Source organism: Halomonas salinarum (assembly GCF_012062845.1).
Classification (GTDB): Bacteria; Pseudomonadota; Gammaproteobacteria; order Pseudomonadales; family Halomonadaceae; genus Onishia; species Onishia salinarum.
The window spans coordinates 25,914-41,707 of sequence record NZ_WWNB01000003.1; the positions used below are offsets into that span (position 1 = coordinate 25,914).

Sequence of the window (15,794 nt, forward strand, 5' to 3'; positions counted from 1 at the left end):
GGCATCCTTGGTCGTAGGTATGATAATTAACAAATGGAGCATCGACAGATGGCTTATCAAGACACGCAGGTAACACAACGCCATGAGAGTGCGCTGAGCACCAACAAGGTGCTGCGAAACACTTACGCGCTGTTGGCCATGACACTGCTGTTCTCTGCTCTTACCGCAGGCGCTGCCGTCGTCATGGGCGTCCAGCAGATGAACATTCTGGTCTTCCTCATCGGTGCCTATGGACTTATGTTCCTGGTGCACAAGACGGCCAACTCCGCCATGGGTCTGCTATCGACCTTTGCCTTTACCGGCTTCATGGGCTTCACGCTGGGCCCGATCCTAAGTGCCTATCTCACGCTGCCCAATGGGTCAGCATTGATCATGACGGCCCTCGGTATGACGGGTGCCACCTTCATTGGTCTATCCGCGGTCTCGTTGATTACCAAGAAAGACTTCGGCTTCTTGGCGAACTTCCTGACCGCTGGTGCCATTGTGTTGATCCTGGCCATGGTGGCCGGCATTTTCCTGCAAATTCCGGCGCTCTCTCTGGCCGTGTCAGCTGGCTTCGTGCTGTTCTCTTCAGCGGCGATCCTCTACCAGACCAGTGAGATCGTGCATCGCGCTGGTGAGACGAACTACATCCTCGCGACCATTACGCTTTATGTGTCGATCTATAATCTGTTCATCAGCCTGTTGTCGATTCTCGGCATCATGAGCAACGACTAAGCCTCGCAGGTAGACCCTTTCTTGGCCCCGCCGCTCTGGCGGGGCCAAGTCGTTTCTGGCTGACTCGTTAGCGCCTACGTTCTGACCATACACTGATTCGTGAATGCGCCCCCTTGTTGAGAGAAAATCATGCGTTATGCATTGCTGGTCCAAGGCGGTCCTTACAGTTCACAGGCATCCCACTCGGCTCTGCGCTTTGCCCGGGCAGTGATCGAGCGAGGCCACAGCCTGGCTACCGTGTTCTTCTATCATGACGGTGTCTATAATGCCGCCCGTCTCGCCGCTCCACCTCAAGATGAGCCCCACCTGGGGGATGGCTGGCGCTTACTGCATGACGAGCATGGCACGGAGTTGCTGGTATGCATCGCAGCAGGCCTTCGTCGTGGTCTGCTTGATGAGCGAGAGGCGGCGCGCCATGGCAAAGAGGGGCATAGCCTGGAGGCACCCTTCGAGCTGACAGGACTTGGGCAGTTGGTAGAAGCCGGTTTCAGCCATGATCGTCTGATCACCTTTTCCCCATGAATGAGGCCCCGTGATGAGTGGACAGGAGATACGTGAGCCTGAGGCGAGTGAGTCCGATAGTGTGGTCGACAATAGCACCACCACAGGAGACCTGCTGGTCATCCTGCGTCATGCCCCCCATGGTTCCAGTTGGCTACGTGAAGGTCTCGATACAGCCCTAGTCGCCGCCGCGTTCGGACAACAGGTTACACTGTTGTTTGCCGGGGAAGGTGTCTTGGCATTGCTGACCGGCCAGACGGCCGGGCCGCTGGGGCAGAAGGGCACGCATGGCGTGATCGACATGCTGGCGATGTATGATATCGATACGCTGATGGTCGATGGTAGAGCCCTCAAGAGCCGGGGACTTTGTACAGACGACTTGATGCTACCAGTGACGCTAGTCGAGGGTGACGGTGTTGTGTCGCTTCTCCATGGCCATCGATTGGTCCTGAATTTCTAGGCTCGTCGCCTAATTTGAACTCTCATGATGAGCCGCCATATCTGGCTACTTTGATCTCTTGCTACGTGGAGAGCCCCGCGCATGATTCTGCATCTTCTCAATCGCTCGCCAGTGACCAGTCGGGTCATCGACGATGCGTTGGCGGCAATGGGTCCTGATGACCAAATGCTGCTTATCGAGGACGGTGTCTTGGGTGGACTGCCGGCGCAGGCCGTGCCTTTCAAGAACCTGGCTGGTCGGCTCTTTGCCCTGCGCGAGGACCTGCTATCTCGCGGCTTGCTCGAGCGCTGCGGCGAACACGTGACTATCATTGACGTCAGGGGCTTCGTTGCCCTGACCGAAGAAGCCGATAAGACCGTGAGTTGGTACTAATGGCCTCTAGCGAAATATACCGTTATCTATCCATAGAAGGAAAAAAGATTGGCCTGGATCCGGAAGGGTTCCTGGTCGACATGGGGGATTGGTCACCAGCAGTCGCCGAAGCACTGGCAGCAGAAGAGGAGCGCATCCTCACCGAGGATCACTGGGAGGTGATTGAGGTGCTGCGTGATTTCTATTCACGCTACGAGATGGCGCCAGCGATGCGTCCGCTGGTCAAGTCGGTGGGGCTGGCGCTTGGAGCGGAGAAGGGGAAATCCCTGCATCTGATGCGCCTGTTCCCGGATAGCCCGGCTAAGGTCGGCGCCCGGCTTGCCGGGCTCCCCAAACCGGCTAACTGCCTGTGATTCTTGACCTTGTGCCTGTGTGGCCCTCAGGTGCGAGGGTTTCATCGTCATGAATTTTCTTGCTCATGCCTGGCTTGCGCACCACGGCAGTGATGATTTCCTGTACGGCAACTTGATTGCCGATGGCGTCAAAGGCAGCGATCTTGCTGCTTGGCCACAGGCTGTGGCCACCGGCATTCGCCATCATCGTCGTGTCGATGCCTTGGTGGATCGCCATCCTTGTACTCAAGCCGCACGGGGCAGGGCGCCTCAAGGACATGGGCGTTATGCGGGAATCGCCCTCGATCTGGTGTGGGATCACTTCCTTTCACGATTGCTGGCCGACGATCCGGCTCAACAAGCCTTGATCGCGCGCTGTTATCGCTTGCTCGATGCCCAGCAGGCCCCTGACCGGTTGGCGTCGATGGTGCCGATACTTGTCGAGCAGGATTGGCTGAATCGTTATGCTGATTTCGCCTTCACATGTCGCGCCATAGCGGGCATCGGTCAACGCCTAAGTGGGCCCAATCGGCTTGCCGAACTGCAGCCCTGGTTGGAAGCCGACTACCTGCAGCTGGAGGCCGACTTCCGCTCATTATGGCCAGACATGGAGAGCGCCATGGAGGCTCCTGGCATCAGGCTTCCGTGAGCCACAGGCAGTCGATCATATCGCCTGGTGCCACCCGGGAATGGGCGGGTATCACGGCCAACGCGTTGGCCGTCACGCAGGAAGATAGCACCGCTGAGTTCTGGTCGGAGAAGGCACGAGCGCTGGGGCCTTCTGGTAGAAAGCACAGCTCGACTCGCATGTAATGACGGCGAGCCTTGGTTTCGGTGCTGAATTCGGCACGGGCGCGTAGCTGAGGGAGTTCAGCCAGTGCCGGGCTGCCCAGCATGGCACCGAGCAGTGGACGCAGGTAGATCCAGGCGCCTACATAGCTTGATACCGGATTGCCAGGCAGGCCGATCAGTCGTGCTTCTCCTGTGTCCGTTGGCAGGCGTCCCAATGCAAGAGGCTTGCCCGGACGCATGGCCAGCCGCCACAGATCAAGTTGGCCCAACTTTTCCAGCGCCGCCTTGACGTGATCCTCTTCGCCGACACTGACGCCGCCCGTCGTGATCACTACGTCGGCCTGGGCGGCGGCTTCACCAAGCAGCTTGCAGGTGGTGGCAAAATCATCGGCGACCCGCTTGGCCATCACCACTTCACCGCCGAAACGCTCGATCAGCCGTCGCAGCATGGGGCGATTGGAATTGTAGATCTGACCGGGGGCCAGAGACTCGCCGGGTTCGATAATCTCATCGCCGGTCGATAGTAAGGCGACGCGGGGACGGCGACGTACGGAGACTCTGGTGATGCCTTGCCCCGCCAAGTGGCCCAATGACGCAGCCTCGAGTCGTACGCCAGCGGTAAGCAGCTTCGCACCGACGCTGACGTCTCGCCCCCGAAGGCGGACGTTATCTCCGCTGGGGATATCGCCAGGTATCCAGGCGCTGTCACCATCGAGTGCGACGCGTTCCTGCATGACGACACAATCCGCGCCTGCTGGAAGTTCGCTGCCGGTGAAGATGCGCGCGCAGGTGCCCTGCATGAGTGGCGTCGCTTGCGATCCGGCGGGAATCCGTTGGCTGATGGCAAGCCACTGGCCGGCGTCGGAGGCGCGTAGCGCATAGCCATCCATGGCGCTGTTGTCGAAAGAGGGAACGTCCAGGCGCGCCGCGACGTCTTCGGCCAGCACTCGTCCGGCAGCAGCATCGCAGTCGATCGTTTCCGGCGCCACTGGCGTGACGCCTTCCAACAAGGCTGCGAGAGCATCCTCGACACGTTGTAGCTCGCTTGACGTGTCAGCCATGGGTGCCGCGCTCCGGGATGACGAGGTTGGCATAGTTACAGGGCTTGTGGCTGCCGTCTAGCTGCTCGCGGAGTATGCCGTCCCAGGCGGTGCGACAGGCGCCGGTGGAGCCCGGCAGACAAAACACCACCGTTGCGTTGGCGAAGCCACCAAGGCAGCGGCTCTGAATGGTCGAGCTGCCGATTTCCTGCCAGGACAGGTGGCGAAATAGTTCGCCGAAGCCCTCGATGCGTTTATCCAGCAGTACATCAACGGCTTCCGGGGTCGAGTCGCGGCGGGTGAACCCCGTACCGCCGGTGGTCAGTACTACCTGTACGTCGGGTGCCGCGATCCAGTTGGCAACCTGGGCCCGAATCACATAGACGTCGTCCGGCAATATACGCTTTTCGACCAACACATGGCCTGCTGCGGACAGGCGCTCGACCAATGCCTGCCCGCTGCGGTCGGTGTCTTCGCTGCGGGTATCGGATACGGTGAGGACCGCGATGCGCAGTGGCTCAAAACCGGGACGCTGCTCACTCATGCCTTATCCTTCTTGGCCTGGTTACGCGCTTCCAGAGCAGCCAGCTGCTCGGGGCTTGCTGTCGTCTGGTAGTGCGTTTTCCATTCGCTGTAGGGCATGCCGTAGACATATTCACGGGCCGTTTCATAGTCAAGCTCGGTGCCGTGCTCGTCGGCGGCGTTCACCAGCCATTTCGACAGGCAGTTGCGGCAGAAGTCGGCAAGAATCATCAGGTCGATGTTCTGCACGTCCTTGTTGTCGTCCAGATGCTTGAGCAGGCGACGAAAGGCGGCGGCTTCGAGTTCAGTGCGGGTCGCGTCGTCAAGATGGTGCATGGCGATGGCTCCTGCTGGGTAGCGCCGCTGGGCGCTAGATTGATGGTGCACCAAGGATAACAAAAGACACCGCCGTTGGGCGGTGTCTGATGATCGTTCAAGTCGTCGTTGGAACAGTTGCTTAGGTGGGTTTGCCGGGCGGCTGGCGTGGTTGACCTCGCTGGCTGTCTGACGCCGCCGGGTCTGGTGCTTCAGCCTGATCCTTGACCTCCTCATACCACAGATTGTGGTGCTCCTTGGCCCATGTCTCATCGACGTAGCCAGTGGTCATACCCTCAAGAGCGCCCTCGGTGCCGATGGTGCCGATGTAGATATGGCCTAGGGATACGGCTGTCAGGGCCAAAGCGCCCAGAGAATGGATGACGTTCGCCCACTGCATGGTGTCACGGCCTTGACCATAGTTCGGAAAGTCCATCACCAGGCCACTGGCAATCACCAATACGCCAGCGGTGGCGAGTAACCAGAACCATGCTTTCTCGCCGCCGTTGGCAAAGTGAGCGTCGACGTGTCCCTTGCCGACCATGCCACCGCCCTTTTTGAACCATTCCCAGTCAGTTTTGTTGGGAATGTTCCTTTTCAGGAATTTGGCCAGGATGACGATCAGCAAGGCACCGAATACCGGTCCAAGGTAGTTATGCAACAGTTTGGTGCCGGACATCATGGCGGCCCATATGCCGTCTCCCAACAGGGGGTTGAAGACGTATTTGCCATAGAGGAGATTGAGGCCAGTGAGTGCCAGAATTACGAACAGGGTCGCCACTGTCCAGTGCAGGGAGCGCTCCAGGGTGGACCAGCGCAACAGCTTGCGGCCGGTACGGGGTTCTTCGAGATCCTTGCGACCGACGATCAGGTAGAACACCAGTATCAAGGCAGCCATGCCACCAACGGTGATCAGCCCGAAGGGTGATATCCAACGATTACGAATCTGTCGCCAAGTTTCACCGCTTGGGTTGACCAGGTTGTAGGTGGAATCAAAGCGCGTGTCGATGAAGTTGTCGCCGCTCTTCACCTGTCGCCATATCTCGGCATCGATGGGTGGCACGGCGGTGGCCAGTTCACCCTCGGGGTCGGCGCTCTGAGCCAGCGCCTGTCCGGCAAGCAACATGCTTGTCACCAGCAACAGGAGCAGGGTCAGCCGCCGGCCAAGGGCCAGGCATGCGTTGTGAATGTGCATAGGGCCTCCTTACTCCTGACGGGTCGCGTCGTAGGCGAGGGTATCCATTGAGGTCTGGGGACCGGCACGGTCCACCGAGGACCAGGCACCGTCCTCATGACCGCGATGGACGACGCGTTGACGGAAGATGTCAGCCACCGTCTGGGCATCACCGGCGATCAACGCCTTGGTGGAGCACATCTCGGCGCATAGCGGCAGCTTGCCTTCATCGATGCGGTTGGCACCGTACTTTTCGTACTCCTCTTCCTTGGTATCAGCAGGTCCGCCGGCACAGAAGGTGCACTTGTCCATCTTGCCGCGTTCGCCGAAGGCTTCGGTACCCGGGAACTGAGGGGCACCGAAGGGGCAGGCGTATAGACAGTAGCCGCAGCCGATACACTGATCCTTGTCGTGCAGCACAATGCCGTCGTCACGCTTGAATAGCGTCTCGGTGGGGCACACCGCAATGCAGGGGGCATCGTCACAGTGCATGCAGGCCACCGAGATCGATACTTCGGTAGGTTCGCCGTCGTTCAGTGTCACTACGCGCCGGCGCTGAATGCCCCATTCCACTTCATTGGCGTTCTTGCAGGCGGTCACGCAGCCGTTGCATTCGATGCAGCGCTCTGCGTCACACATGAATTTCATCGTCGCCATGGTTATCTCCTCACCCCGGGGACGAATAGTGCCCCGGGGGATATCCTGTAGAGTTCAAAGGCTCAGCTTGCCCGCTCAATCCGGCACAGCGTGCACTTGGTTTCCTGCATCTGTGTCACGCTGTCGTAGCCATAGGTGGTCGCCGTATTGGCGGCCTCGCCCAGTACGTAGGGTGCGGCGCCTTCCGGATAGCGGTCGTGCAGGTTTTCACCCTGGAACATGCCGCCAAAGTGGAAAGGCATGAACACCACTTCACGCGCGACGCGCGGTGTGACCATTGCCTTGACCTTGACGCGTCCTCCTTCTGCGCCTTCGACCCAGACCATTTCGCCATCCTTGATCGCGAGATCATTGGCCAGTGCCGGGTTGATTTCTACGAACATCTCTTGCTGCAGTTCAGCAAGCCAGGACATGGAGCGAGTTTCTTCGCCACCGCCTTCATACTCGACCAGGCGCCCGGAGGTTAAGATGATCGGATAGCGGCCGGTGACATCCTTCTGCTGAATGCTCTTGTAGAGGGTCGGCAGGCGGTAGTGAGAGGCGACATCGTCCCAGGTCGGATAGTCCTGCACTAGGTCGCGCCGGCTGGTATAAAGCGGCTCACGATGCTTGGGAATGGGATCCGGGAAGGTCCAGACGTTACAGCGTGCCTTGGCGTTGCCGAACGGTGAACATTCGTGGGCGATCGCCACCCGCTGGATACCGCCAGAGAGGTCGGTTTTCCAGTTTTTGCCCTCGGCGGCCTGCTTTTCGTCAGCGGTCAGGTCATCCCACCAGCCCAGATCCTTGAGCATGTCGGCAGTGAACTCCGGGTAGCCGTCATCCAGATCGGAGCCTTTGCTGAACGAATTGTCGGCCAGTAGTGAGGTGCCATCGCGCTCGATGCCGAAACGCGCGCGGAACGTCAGGCCACCTTTTGACACCGGTTTGGAGGTATCATAGAGGATAGGTGTACCGGGGTGTCGCATCTCGGCGGTGCCCCAGCAGGGCCATGGCAGACCGTAGTAGTCTCCATCTGCAGGTCCACCCTCAGCCTTGAGATCGCTAAAGTTAAAGGTGTGCCAGTTCTGCTGGTGCTGCTTGAGTCGTTCCGGGCTCTGGCCGGTATAACCCACGGTCCACATGCCGTTGTTGAATTCGCGGGTAATGTCTTCGATCAGGGGTTCGGTGCCATTGACGGTAATGTTCTTGAATAGCTCATCGGCGAAGCCCAGCTTTCGAGACAGCAGGTACATGATCTCGTGGTCAGGCTTGGATTCGAAGCCAGGCTCGATGACCTTGTCGCGCCACTGGATCGAGCGGTTGGTAGCGGTCACGCTGCCGTAGGTCTCGAACTGGGTACAGGCCGGCAGTAGGTAGACACCGTCGGTACGCCCGTGCATGACGGCGGCAACGGTCGGGTAGGGGTCGACGATGACCATCATTTCGAGTTGCTGCATGGCCTTCTGCATTTCCGGCCCACGCGTCTGCGAGTTGACGGCATGGCCCCAATAGAACATTGCCTTCAGCTTGGAGCGCTGGGAAATCTGGTCTTCCTGCTCGAGCACGCCATCGATCCACCGTGAAACGGTGATACCGCTGGAGTACATGGGCTTGCCATCGGTGTAGTCGGACTGGTCGAAACGGCTCTTCAGCCATTCATAGTCAAGATTCCACACGTCGGCCCAATGTTGCCAGGCGCCTTCGGAAAGGCCGTAATATCCGGGTAGCGAGTGCGACATCAGCCCCAGATCCGTGGCGCCTTGTACATTGTCGTGACCACGGAAGATATTGGCCCCGCCGCCAGACTTGCCAATGTTGCCGAGTGCCAGTTCGAGGATGCAGTAGGCACGGGTATTGTTATTGCCGGTAGTGTGCTGGGTACCGCCCATGCACCAGACCACGCAGCCGGGGCGGTTGTCGGCGAGTGTCTTGGCGGTGTCATACATCACTGCCTCGGGAATGCCGGTGATGTTTTCGACCACATCGGGCGTAAAGGCAGCGACTTCCTCGCGCACCTGATCCATGGCATAGACACGCTGGTCGATGTACTCGCTATCTTCCCAGCCGTTCTCGAAAATGTGCCATAACAGGCCCCAGATGAAGGCCACATCCGAGCCAGGGCGCAGGCGGACGTACTTGTTTGCCTTGGCGGCGGTGCGCGTGAAGCGAGGATCGACAACGATGATCTGGGCCTTGCTGCGCTCCTTGGCCAGCAGGATATGCTGCATGGCGACAGGGTGAGCTTCGCTGGGGTTCGAGCCGATGAAGATGATCGACTTGCTGTTCTGGAGGTCGTTGAGCGAATTGGTCATCGCCCCGTAGCCCCAGGTATTGGCTACGCCAGCAACGGTGGTCGAGTGGCAGATGCGTGCCTGATGGTCGGTATTGTTGGTGCCAGCCAGGGCGGCGAACTTGCGAAGCAGGTAGGCTTGTTCATTGTTGAACTTGGCCGAGCCGAGCCAGTAGATGCTGTCGGGGCTGTAGGTCTCGCTCAGTTCTTGCACCTTGGTACCGATCTCTTCGATGGCGTCTTCCCAGGAGAGTCGCTGCCATTCACCGTCGACCAATTTCATCGGATACTTGAGGCGCCGGCTGGAGTGGCCATGCTCGCGAAGGGAGGCGCCCTTGGCGCAGTGGGCGCCACGGTTGATCGGGTGGTCGAAGGCCGGTTCCTGGTGTGTCCAGATGCCTTCCTGGACCTCAGCATAAACGCCGCAGCCCACCGAACAGTGGGAGCAGACGGTACGCTTGGTTTCCACAGGTGAGTCGAGGTATGGCGTCTTGTCGGCGGCATCCGCCGAGCGCACCATCGAATGGCCCATGAATCCGGCACTGGCGATACCGCCCGTGGCCAGAGCACTGCGCTGCATGAATTGCCGGCGGGAAATACCAAGGCTGCTGGTTGCCTTGGCGGTGTTGGAAGTACGCGTCAATCGCATGGTGTCGATCCTCTTGGCCGAAAGGGCGGTCCGGGTTAGTCGCGCAGGGTGGCGTAGTAACGGCGGATATGGTCGGTCTCTCGATAACCACGGGGCTCTTCAGGAGCGGTTGACGGTGTGGTCTTGGCTTGTACCAACGGTACTTGGCCGATCGCGAAGAAAGCGCCAGCTGCAGCAGTGCCAGTGCCGAGCGTTTTAAAGAAGAGGCGCCGTTGCGGGTTGTGTTGTTGTGTCATGTTCTTCTCCTCTGCGGTCCGGCTTCGTTGGCACGGAATCGTTATAATTAGTGCTTATCGCTTTAGTTATCGGTCACGTCGGGCGTTGGTTGAACGGTATCCTGGTCGGCGGAAACGATCCGGACTGGCTGGCGAGTGGCTTCCTCTGCCTGATGGCGTTGCTCTTCGCTGATGAAGGCGCTTCCAAGCGCTCCTACATGAGCATAGAACGGGGTATCAACCGCCGCCAAATCGTCGAAACAGCGCTTTGCCCAGGGAGCGAGATGTGCCATGAAAATCTTCGCGGCTTCCTCGGTTTGGCCTTCGTCGAGCAGCATGGCCATGGTTTCGCAAATGGCGGCGATATGATCCTCAGGGTCATGGCAGCCTTCTGAGCGGCTAATCCCGAGACGGCGCAGATCGCGACGCAATGCCACCAGCGGTTCGTCCATCAGGTTGCCTTGCCGGTACCAGGAGGCGTAGGGCGTGACGTCTCCCTGGATCACGCCGACCAAGTGACGGAAATGTGCTGACGCGAGTTTCTTTGCGAGTTCCTCTTGTGGTTGTTCAGCCGCTGAGTGAATCAGCGACGCCCAGCGGTGAGACAAGGTGCTGCCATCGTCCTCTGCATCGAGTTCTGTGAGCCATTCCAGCAACGCCGCTGTGGGCGGTTCACGGACCAGTCGCGCCAGGATCCGATAGATGTCGGCCCGTAGCGCGTTCATGTCATCGTGAATGTCTTCGCTTGAGCCGTCCTGCTCTGCCGGGGTCGTCGATGGGGTATCGGTCATGACGTTTACCTTGTCGTCTAGCGCATTACTAAGACTGTCATCATCAACGATGATGCCACTTGGCGCTTCAACTAGATTTTCAACTGTGATTCGGGGTCATGGGCCAGGTCCTGCCACACATCCTTGACCCTGCAGTCCTCGCACATTTCCAAGCGCGCCATGGCGTCACCGGCAAAATAGGGATGATCCGCGAGCTTGGCCTTGATGCTTGAAATGGTGCTGACGCTGGCGAAAGGCTTGCCGCAACGAATGCAGGGGAAAGCCGCCTCCTCCTTACGGACCTGGCGGGATGTTCGCTCCGGTGACGCCAGGAAACCCGGAACCAAATGAATGGCATCTTCCGGACAGATCTCTTCGCAGAGTCCGCACTGCACGCAGTCGGCTTCCCGGAAACTGAGTTCGGGGGATGTCTTGCCCCCGGCGAGTGCCGGTGTTGGACATACCGCAACGCAGCCGAGGCAGAGGGTGCAGGTATCCTTGTTAACGGCTACATCACCAAAGGGCGCGCCTGCCGGCATGATATGGCGCTGCCCGCTGGGTTGGCCCGTCTCGGCGAGGTAGGCGAGGATGGCATTGAGCCGGCCGCGCTTGCCTGCATCTGAAGGGGATGTGAATTCCGCTTCAGTGCTGTCTCGCTGGGCAATGGAAGGCAGTAGTGGCGGCGCATCTCGACGCTCGCTATCGTTAGGGGCAAGAAGACTCAGGCGCCGCGTATCATGGCCGAGTGCCTCAAGCAGCGTAATCGCTTGGTGATACTGATCCTCGATCAACGCCCGCAGGCTTGCTGGCAAGTGCTCGGTCAATTGAACACGAACTTCAGCTGCTCCGGCGGCGAGTGCTGCAAGCCAGTGGTCTTGTCCCGCTGCGCCGAGTTCCTCAAGTGGAACGTCCAGAACATGACCAGCGGGCGTAGATTCGCCTGCAAGGAAATCAGCCTCGGCGAAACGTACGACGGCCTCTTTGCCACCGGCTAGTCGATAGGCCGCAAGCAAGCGCTCGACGTAGGCTTGTTGATCGACAGGAGGGGGGAGTCGGTACTGAATGGCGCCTGTCGGGCAAGCGCTGGTGCAGCTACCTGCGCCATGGCAGCGCATCGGATCTATCTCGATCCAGGATTCAATTCGGCCTGACTTTCGTGAGAGGGCATCTGCAGGGCAGACGTCCAGACAACGGGTGCATCCTGTCTTGCCGTGGCTATCATGGGCACAAATATCATGATTGATCTGGAAATAACGTGGCTTCGCGAACTCTCCAACCTGTTGTGGGAGATCGCTGATGGCCTGTTGATACGGCTCTGAGCCCCACCTTGCCGCGGTGTAGCCGGGAGGTGGCAGTTCGAGGGTAAGCGTCGGATGCTCTGCAAGGTCTAGCACCAGGTCGAAATGAGCACGACCAATGCTTGCCTTGGCAAGATCAATCCCCCCATCTTCATGGGGCAGGGTGAGTGTGAACTGCCCAAGGTAGCCTTCAAGCTGCCAATCATGGGCGTAGTGGACCGACAGAAATGTGGTGTCCTCAAGCAATGACGCAAGCTTGGTTTCTTCTTCGAGAGGGGTATCGTTTCCGCTACTCGGGTCAGCGGTACGGTTTTTGTCAGTAGGACGATGGCCGTCTGCGGATACAGCGGCGATTACCAACAGGGTGATCGACGCTAGACCTTGATTATGCAGCTCACGGGCTGCATGCCGGCCTGATAGCTCGTCGGCAATGATCAGTAAATGACCATCGCTTGAGTAGGTGACGCTCTCCGGCGTGAGGTTGACGGGCCAGGAGATACGGGACTGTGCTGTTTCACGGGCGGCCAAGTTGTGATCGGCATCCAGTGATGTAAGGTCGATGCGCTGATTCATGTGGCCTCAACGGTCAGGGACAGAATTCTTTAATTAATCTTCGTCATTCAGTGAGATTGGCGCCAATGCACATTGGTCTATATTGGGCGCTAATTTAACTATCGATTTAATAGCTATGATCTATTCTTGTTTTTGTTGAGATAATTTACTATTTGGACATTACATGTCGTTTTACACGCTGGTAGATGAGTTAGCGCCGGGCTTGGGTGGTTCACTCGTCTCTTCGTCTGGAGCCGTTGTTTTATTAGCGTCATTAGTCTCAGCTAGGTCTTGGTTCTGACTCTCCGGAGCATCTGATGACTCTTGGGCATGCTGATCTGCCTGCTCGGTGCTGTCTTCCTTCTCAGCGTGTTGATGTGTCCATTGACGTAGGCGATCCGCAACCTCTTGAGAGAGATTCTTGAGTTGTCGGTAATCGTCGTCGTAGTCGTTGAGCCCGTCACGATGGTGATAGTGATCCGCTGCAAACATCCGTTTCAGCGCACGGCGACGGATCTCACGGCTTACACCATCGCCCAGGTAGGCAGTCAGATTGCTGTTTGGCGGTAGGGTGTCAGGATCAGGAAGCTCATCGACAGGCACCTGCAACGTCGTATCGTCTGTCTCAGATGACGATACTGTCTGTCCTTCGATGGGGATGTCATGAACGGCCAGCTCATCTTCTTTCAACGAAGAAGAGGTGTCGGGAGTCTGCTGATCATCCGGTTCCAGTCCGCGTTTTCGTTGCGACCAGCGTGAGAAGCGAGTCATGTCTGATTCTCCTGAGCGCGCCCCGCGCCCTTGCGTTTTTTCTTGCGGCCTTCAACGGGGGCCTCTCCATGATGAGAGAGATAGGCTTCAAGCCACAGCTGAATGGCTTCTGGCATCGCCACCTCAAGAACCTGCTGTTCGCCATCCAGCCAGCTGGCGGCAACCTCTTGACTGGCGGTCAAGGCAGTGGGGGTCGGCGTTTGCCCTGAGAATCCTGCGCGTACGAACAAGCGAGGCGTCGGTGATTCGAGGTTGAATCTGTAAGCCGCTCGTTCGGTCATGTATAGCTGAAGTGCAAGAACCTCAGGCCCGCTAGCACCGGGCGCCAGGTCGTGGATATGCCACTGGGTCGAAGTGTAGCCCTTGATGCTCTTATGTTCGGGAACGAGGCTAAAACTAAGCTGCTTGCGACTGATGGGGCCGGGCGTATCGGGAGCGGTCATGGCGTGGCTACTCGCGTCAGGACGTCTTTGAAACATCTGAAAGCGCTATGTCTAGTCTGACAAGGTGCGGCTAGCGCGGTTCGTCAAAGATGGATAGGAGATAAAGACAGTAAGCGCCTCGAATGCAATGATGGTCAATATGGTGCAGTTAACGCTGGCCTCATTGAATTAACGCGCGGCGCCACCCAAGCGGTTGTGGTTGCCGTGCCTGTCGCCAAGGAGCGATGCATGTGTTCGTTACGTCTTAGTCATGCCCGTCTGCCGGCAACGCTTGAAATAAATGTCCATGACGAGTTCGGAGAGCTGCGTCGGCAGGCTATATCGGCCGAGCGCTCGCTTACCGTCTACCTCAACAAGCGCGAAATTGTCACGCTGATGACATTGGGGGCTGATCCAGAAGCTCTGGTGGTGGGCTATCTGCGTAATCAGGGGCTGGTGCCTGAGCAGGACGATTTGGAGACTGTACATGTCGACTGGGATGTCGAGGCGGCGGCAGTCGTCAGTCGTCGAGCGCCTGAAGACCTGGAAGAACGCCTCGGGCAGCGCACCGTGACGACCGGTTGCGGGCAGGGAACCGTTTTCGGTCGATTGCTCGATGCAGTCGGTCTCGCGCCTGTGCCAAGTACACAACTGAGGCAGTCCTCGTTATATGCGCTGCTCGAGAACCTCGGGGCCTATAATGAAACCTACAAGAGTGCCGGCGCAGTGCATGGCTGTGCGCTTTGCTGTCAGGATCAGGTGCTCGATTTCGTTGAGGATGTCGGGCGTCACAATGCCGTCGATACTCTGGCTGGCCGTCAATGGCTCAGCGAGTATCCCAATGAAACGTCTGCGGATATTTTCTATACCACCGGCAGGCTGACCTCCGAGATGGTCCTGAAGGTTGCCCAGATGGGGATCGGTATTCTGGTGTCGCGTTCGGGGATGACCCAGAAGGGGGTCGAGCTGGCCGAGCGTTTCGGGGTCATGCTGATTGCCCGTGCCAAGGGGCGTCACTTTCAGGCTGTCAATTCGAGCGAGCGCTTGATCTATGACGCCATCCCGGCAAAGCGTCCCGGCGACCGCAAGTCATAGCGCCTGCTGGAGACTGCCTGTTTGGCGCCGCTCCATGGCGGTGATGCGTATTGATGGGCCGCATTTGCGATATGCCACCCAGTGCATGGATGAAGTCATGAAGCGTGAGCTTTGCGGCGGCGATCATACACCGAGACGTTGAACGGCTCTGATATCGTGATCACAGTAAAACGCCCCGACACAGTTCATCTGCGCCGGGGCGTTTTACTGTGAGGCCAAGCTATTGTTCTAGCTTGAGTTGCTACGCGTGCAGACGGACAGCACAACGGCATCTTCGTCGCTGATGGACACCAGCGCATGCCCCATGTCGCTGTCGAAGTAGATACTGTCGCCATGCTCCAGTCGTAAAGGCTCGTAAAACTCGGTGTAGAGTAGGATTCCCCCCTTGAGGACGATCAGAAATTCCTCGCCATCGTGGCGCACCCATTCGCTGAATTCGCTGAAAGCTCGGGCACGGACGATGGTCTTGAAGGGGATCATATGCTTCTGGGCCAGTTGCCATGACAGAAGCTCATGCTCGTAAGTGGGTGTCGGATGTTGCTGGCCGTCACCGGCTCGGGTCAGGTCACGCCTGCCAAGGGTTCGGCTCTGGGGTTTGGGCTGCTTGAGTAACTGTGGCAGGTCAATGTCGAGCCCGTTGATAAGCTTCTGAACGGCGGTGAAAGTCGGGGAGATGTGATCATTTTCGATCTTGGACAAGGTCGAGCGAGCCAGGCCCGTTCGCTTGCTGACATCTTCCAGCGTCCAGCGATTGGACAGTCGGATTTCCTTGAGTCGCTCCCCAAGCTGCAGTGGCTCGACAAAAGCCTTACGGCCTGACGTGATCTGCAGGGCGGCGGTTTGGTCGTTATTGGCGCTCATTGTTTTT

Annotated in this window: 19 protein-coding genes; 7 read left to right on the forward strand and 12 right to left on the reverse strand. The window is 58.4% G+C overall.

All coding sequences use genetic code 11. From position 1 onward, the window contains the following. Nucleotides 1–48 precede the first annotated feature (48 nt). From HF027_RS03160 to HF027_RS03185, 6 genes are all read left to right on the forward strand, one after another. Entirely contained in the window at nt 49–717 is a 669-nt protein-coding gene (locus HF027_RS03160) for a Bax inhibitor-1/YccA family protein (RefSeq protein WP_168012830.1), read from the forward strand. A gap of 129 nt (nt 718–846) precedes the next feature. Further along, entirely contained in the window at nt 847–1,239 is a 393-nt protein-coding gene (gene tusD / locus HF027_RS03165; RefSeq protein WP_168012831.1) for a sulfurtransferase complex subunit TusD, read from the forward strand. Between the two features lie 13 nt (nt 1,240–1,252). Beyond that, nucleotides 1,253–1,678, forward strand: a complete 426-nt coding sequence (locus HF027_RS03170) for a DsrE family protein (RefSeq protein WP_168012832.1) — start codon at nt 1,253–1,255, stop codon at nt 1,676–1,678. An 81-nt stretch (nt 1,679–1,759) separates the two neighbouring features. Next, nucleotides 1,760–2,050 (forward strand): sulfurtransferase complex subunit TusB, encoded by a 291-nt coding sequence (tusB, locus tag HF027_RS03175; protein WP_168012833.1) that lies wholly within the window; start codon nt 1,760–1,762, stop codon nt 2,048–2,050. Beyond that, entirely contained in the window at nt 2,050–2,403 is a 354-nt protein-coding gene (locus HF027_RS03180) for a TusE/DsrC/DsvC family sulfur relay protein (RefSeq protein ID WP_168012834.1), read from the forward strand. Before tusB ends, HF027_RS03180 begins: the two co-directional genes overlap by 1 nt. Nucleotides 2,404–2,452: 49 nt before the next feature. After that, nucleotides 2,453–3,031, forward strand: coding sequence for an acyl carrier protein phosphodiesterase (locus tag HF027_RS03185; protein ID WP_168012835.1), 579 nt, complete (start codon nt 2,453–2,455; stop codon nt 3,029–3,031). Here the strand turns inward: HF027_RS03185 and HF027_RS03190 are convergent. The 11 genes from HF027_RS03190 to HF027_RS03240 all read right to left on the reverse strand — a co-directional run bounded on the left by HF027_RS03190 (nt 3,018) and on the right by HF027_RS03240 (nt 13,852). Beyond that, nucleotides 3,018–4,235 carry a molybdopterin molybdotransferase MoeA gene (locus HF027_RS03190; protein WP_168012836.1) on the reverse strand — a complete coding sequence of 406 codons (1,218 nt, stop codon included), beginning with the start codon at nt 4,233–4,235 and terminating at the stop codon, nt 3,018–3,020. The two genes, HF027_RS03185 and HF027_RS03190, sit on opposite strands and share 14 nt — an antisense overlap. Then, nucleotides 4,228–4,758 (reverse strand): molybdenum cofactor biosynthesis protein B, encoded by a 531-nt coding sequence (moaB, locus tag HF027_RS03195; RefSeq protein WP_168012838.1) that lies wholly within the window; start codon nt 4,756–4,758, stop codon nt 4,228–4,230. The genes HF027_RS03190 and moaB overlap by 8 nt, the downstream gene beginning before the upstream one ends. Continuing rightward, the gene (locus HF027_RS03200; RefSeq protein WP_168012840.1) at nt 4,755–5,072 is read right to left on the reverse strand and encodes a DUF1244 domain-containing protein; all 318 of its coding nucleotides are present in this window, start codon (nt 5,070–5,072) and stop codon (nt 4,755–4,757) included. Before HF027_RS03200 ends, moaB begins: the two co-directional genes overlap by 4 nt. Nucleotides 5,073–5,193: 121 nt before the next feature. Further along, the gene (locus tag HF027_RS03205; RefSeq protein WP_168012842.1) at nt 5,194–6,246 is read right to left on the reverse strand and encodes a formate dehydrogenase subunit gamma; all 1,053 of its coding nucleotides are present in this window, start codon (nt 6,244–6,246) and stop codon (nt 5,194–5,196) included. Between the two features lie 9 nt (nt 6,247–6,255). Beyond that, a complete protein-coding gene (gene fdh3B, locus HF027_RS03210; RefSeq protein WP_168012844.1) occupies nt 6,256–6,882 on the reverse strand; it encodes a formate dehydrogenase FDH3 subunit beta in 627 nt (208 codons plus the stop codon). A 62-nt stretch (nt 6,883–6,944) separates the two neighbouring features. Then, nucleotides 6,945–9,803 (reverse strand): formate dehydrogenase subunit alpha, encoded by a 2,859-nt coding sequence (locus tag HF027_RS03215; RefSeq protein ID WP_168012846.1) that lies wholly within the window; start codon nt 9,801–9,803, stop codon nt 6,945–6,947. Nucleotides 9,804–9,838: 35 nt separating this feature from the next. Beyond that, nucleotides 9,839–10,039 (reverse strand): twin-arginine translocation pathway signal, encoded by a 201-nt coding sequence (locus HF027_RS03220; protein ID WP_136254604.1) that lies wholly within the window; start codon nt 10,037–10,039, stop codon nt 9,839–9,841. A gap of 62 nt (nt 10,040–10,101) precedes the next feature. Then, the gene (locus HF027_RS03225; protein WP_168012848.1) at nt 10,102–10,809 is read right to left on the reverse strand and encodes a TorD/DmsD family molecular chaperone; all 708 of its coding nucleotides are present in this window, start codon (nt 10,807–10,809) and stop codon (nt 10,102–10,104) included. A gap of 71 nt (nt 10,810–10,880) precedes the next feature. After that, nucleotides 10,881–12,659, reverse strand: a complete 1,779-nt coding sequence (locus HF027_RS03230) for a 4Fe-4S binding protein (protein ID WP_168012850.1) — start codon at nt 12,657–12,659, stop codon at nt 10,881–10,883. Between the two features lie 171 nt (nt 12,660–12,830). After that, nucleotides 12,831–13,409 carry a DUF3306 domain-containing protein gene (locus HF027_RS03235; RefSeq protein WP_168012852.1) on the reverse strand — a complete coding sequence of 193 codons (579 nt, stop codon included), beginning with the start codon at nt 13,407–13,409 and terminating at the stop codon, nt 12,831–12,833. Then, a complete protein-coding gene (locus HF027_RS03240; RefSeq protein ID WP_168012854.1) occupies nt 13,406–13,852 on the reverse strand; it encodes a DUF3305 domain-containing protein in 447 nt (148 codons plus the stop codon). Before HF027_RS03240 ends, HF027_RS03235 begins: the two co-directional genes overlap by 4 nt. Nucleotides 13,853–14,080: 228 nt before the next feature. Here HF027_RS03240 and HF027_RS03245 point away from each other — a divergent pair, with 228 nt between their 5' ends. Then, a complete protein-coding gene (locus HF027_RS03245; RefSeq protein ID WP_168012856.1) occupies nt 14,081–14,926 on the forward strand; it encodes a formate dehydrogenase accessory sulfurtransferase FdhD in 846 nt (281 codons plus the stop codon). Between the two features lie 228 nt (nt 14,927–15,154). Here HF027_RS03245 and HF027_RS03250 read toward each other — a convergent pair whose 3' ends face one another. Further along, nucleotides 15,155–15,787, reverse strand: a complete 633-nt coding sequence (locus HF027_RS03250) for a helix-turn-helix domain-containing protein (protein WP_168012858.1) — start codon at nt 15,785–15,787, stop codon at nt 15,155–15,157. Between the last annotated feature and the right edge of the window lie 7 nt (nt 15,788–15,794).

Coding starts and splice junctions, on each gene's coding strand:
- HF027_RS03225 (WP_168012848.1), bottom strand. CDS start 10,809: ATGACCGATACCCCATCGACGACCCCGGCAGAGCAGGACGGCTCAAGC.
- moaB (WP_168012838.1), bottom strand. CDS start 4,758: ATGAGTGAGCAGCGTCCCGGTTTTGAGCCACTGCGCATCGCGGTCCTC.
- HF027_RS03200 (WP_168012840.1), bottom strand. CDS start 5,072: ATGCACCATCTTGACGACGCGACCCGCACTGAACTCGAAGCCGCCGCC.
- HF027_RS03215 (WP_168012846.1), bottom strand. CDS start 9,803: ATGCGATTGACGCGTACTTCCAACACCGCCAAGGCAACCAGCAGCCTT.
- HF027_RS03245 (WP_168012856.1), top strand. CDS start 14,081: ATGTGTTCGTTACGTCTTAGTCATGCCCGTCTGCCGGCAACGCTTGAA.
- tusD (WP_168012831.1), top strand. CDS start 847: ATGCGTTATGCATTGCTGGTCCAAGGCGGTCCTTACAGTTCACAGGCA.
- tusB (WP_168012833.1), top strand. CDS start 1,760: ATGATTCTGCATCTTCTCAATCGCTCGCCAGTGACCAGTCGGGTCATC.
- HF027_RS03180 (WP_168012834.1), top strand. CDS start 2,050: ATGGCCTCTAGCGAAATATACCGTTATCTATCCATAGAAGGAAAAAAG.
- HF027_RS03250 (WP_168012858.1), bottom strand. CDS start 15,787: ATGAGCGCCAATAACGACCAAACCGCCGCCCTGCAGATCACGTCAGGC.
- HF027_RS03235 (WP_168012852.1), bottom strand. CDS start 13,409: ATGACTCGCTTCTCACGCTGGTCGCAACGAAAACGCGGACTGGAACCG.
- HF027_RS03220 (WP_136254604.1), bottom strand. CDS start 10,039: ATGACACAACAACACAACCCGCAACGGCGCCTCTTCTTTAAAACGCTC.
- HF027_RS03185 (WP_168012835.1), top strand. CDS start 2,453: ATGAATTTTCTTGCTCATGCCTGGCTTGCGCACCACGGCAGTGATGAT.
- fdh3B (WP_168012844.1), bottom strand. CDS start 6,882: ATGGCGACGATGAAATTCATGTGTGACGCAGAGCGCTGCATCGAATGC.
- HF027_RS03170 (WP_168012832.1), top strand. CDS start 1,253: ATGAGTGGACAGGAGATACGTGAGCCTGAGGCGAGTGAGTCCGATAGT.
- HF027_RS03190 (WP_168012836.1), bottom strand. CDS start 4,235: ATGGCTGACACGTCAAGCGAGCTACAACGTGTCGAGGATGCTCTCGCA.
- HF027_RS03160 (WP_168012830.1), top strand. CDS start 49: ATGGCTTATCAAGACACGCAGGTAACACAACGCCATGAGAGTGCGCTG.
- HF027_RS03230 (WP_168012850.1), bottom strand. CDS start 12,659: ATGAATCAGCGCATCGACCTTACATCACTGGATGCCGATCACAACTTG.
- HF027_RS03205 (WP_168012842.1), bottom strand. CDS start 6,246: ATGCACATTCACAACGCATGCCTGGCCCTTGGCCGGCGGCTGACCCTG.
- HF027_RS03240 (WP_168012854.1), bottom strand. CDS start 13,852: ATGACCGCTCCCGATACGCCCGGCCCCATCAGTCGCAAGCAGCTTAGT.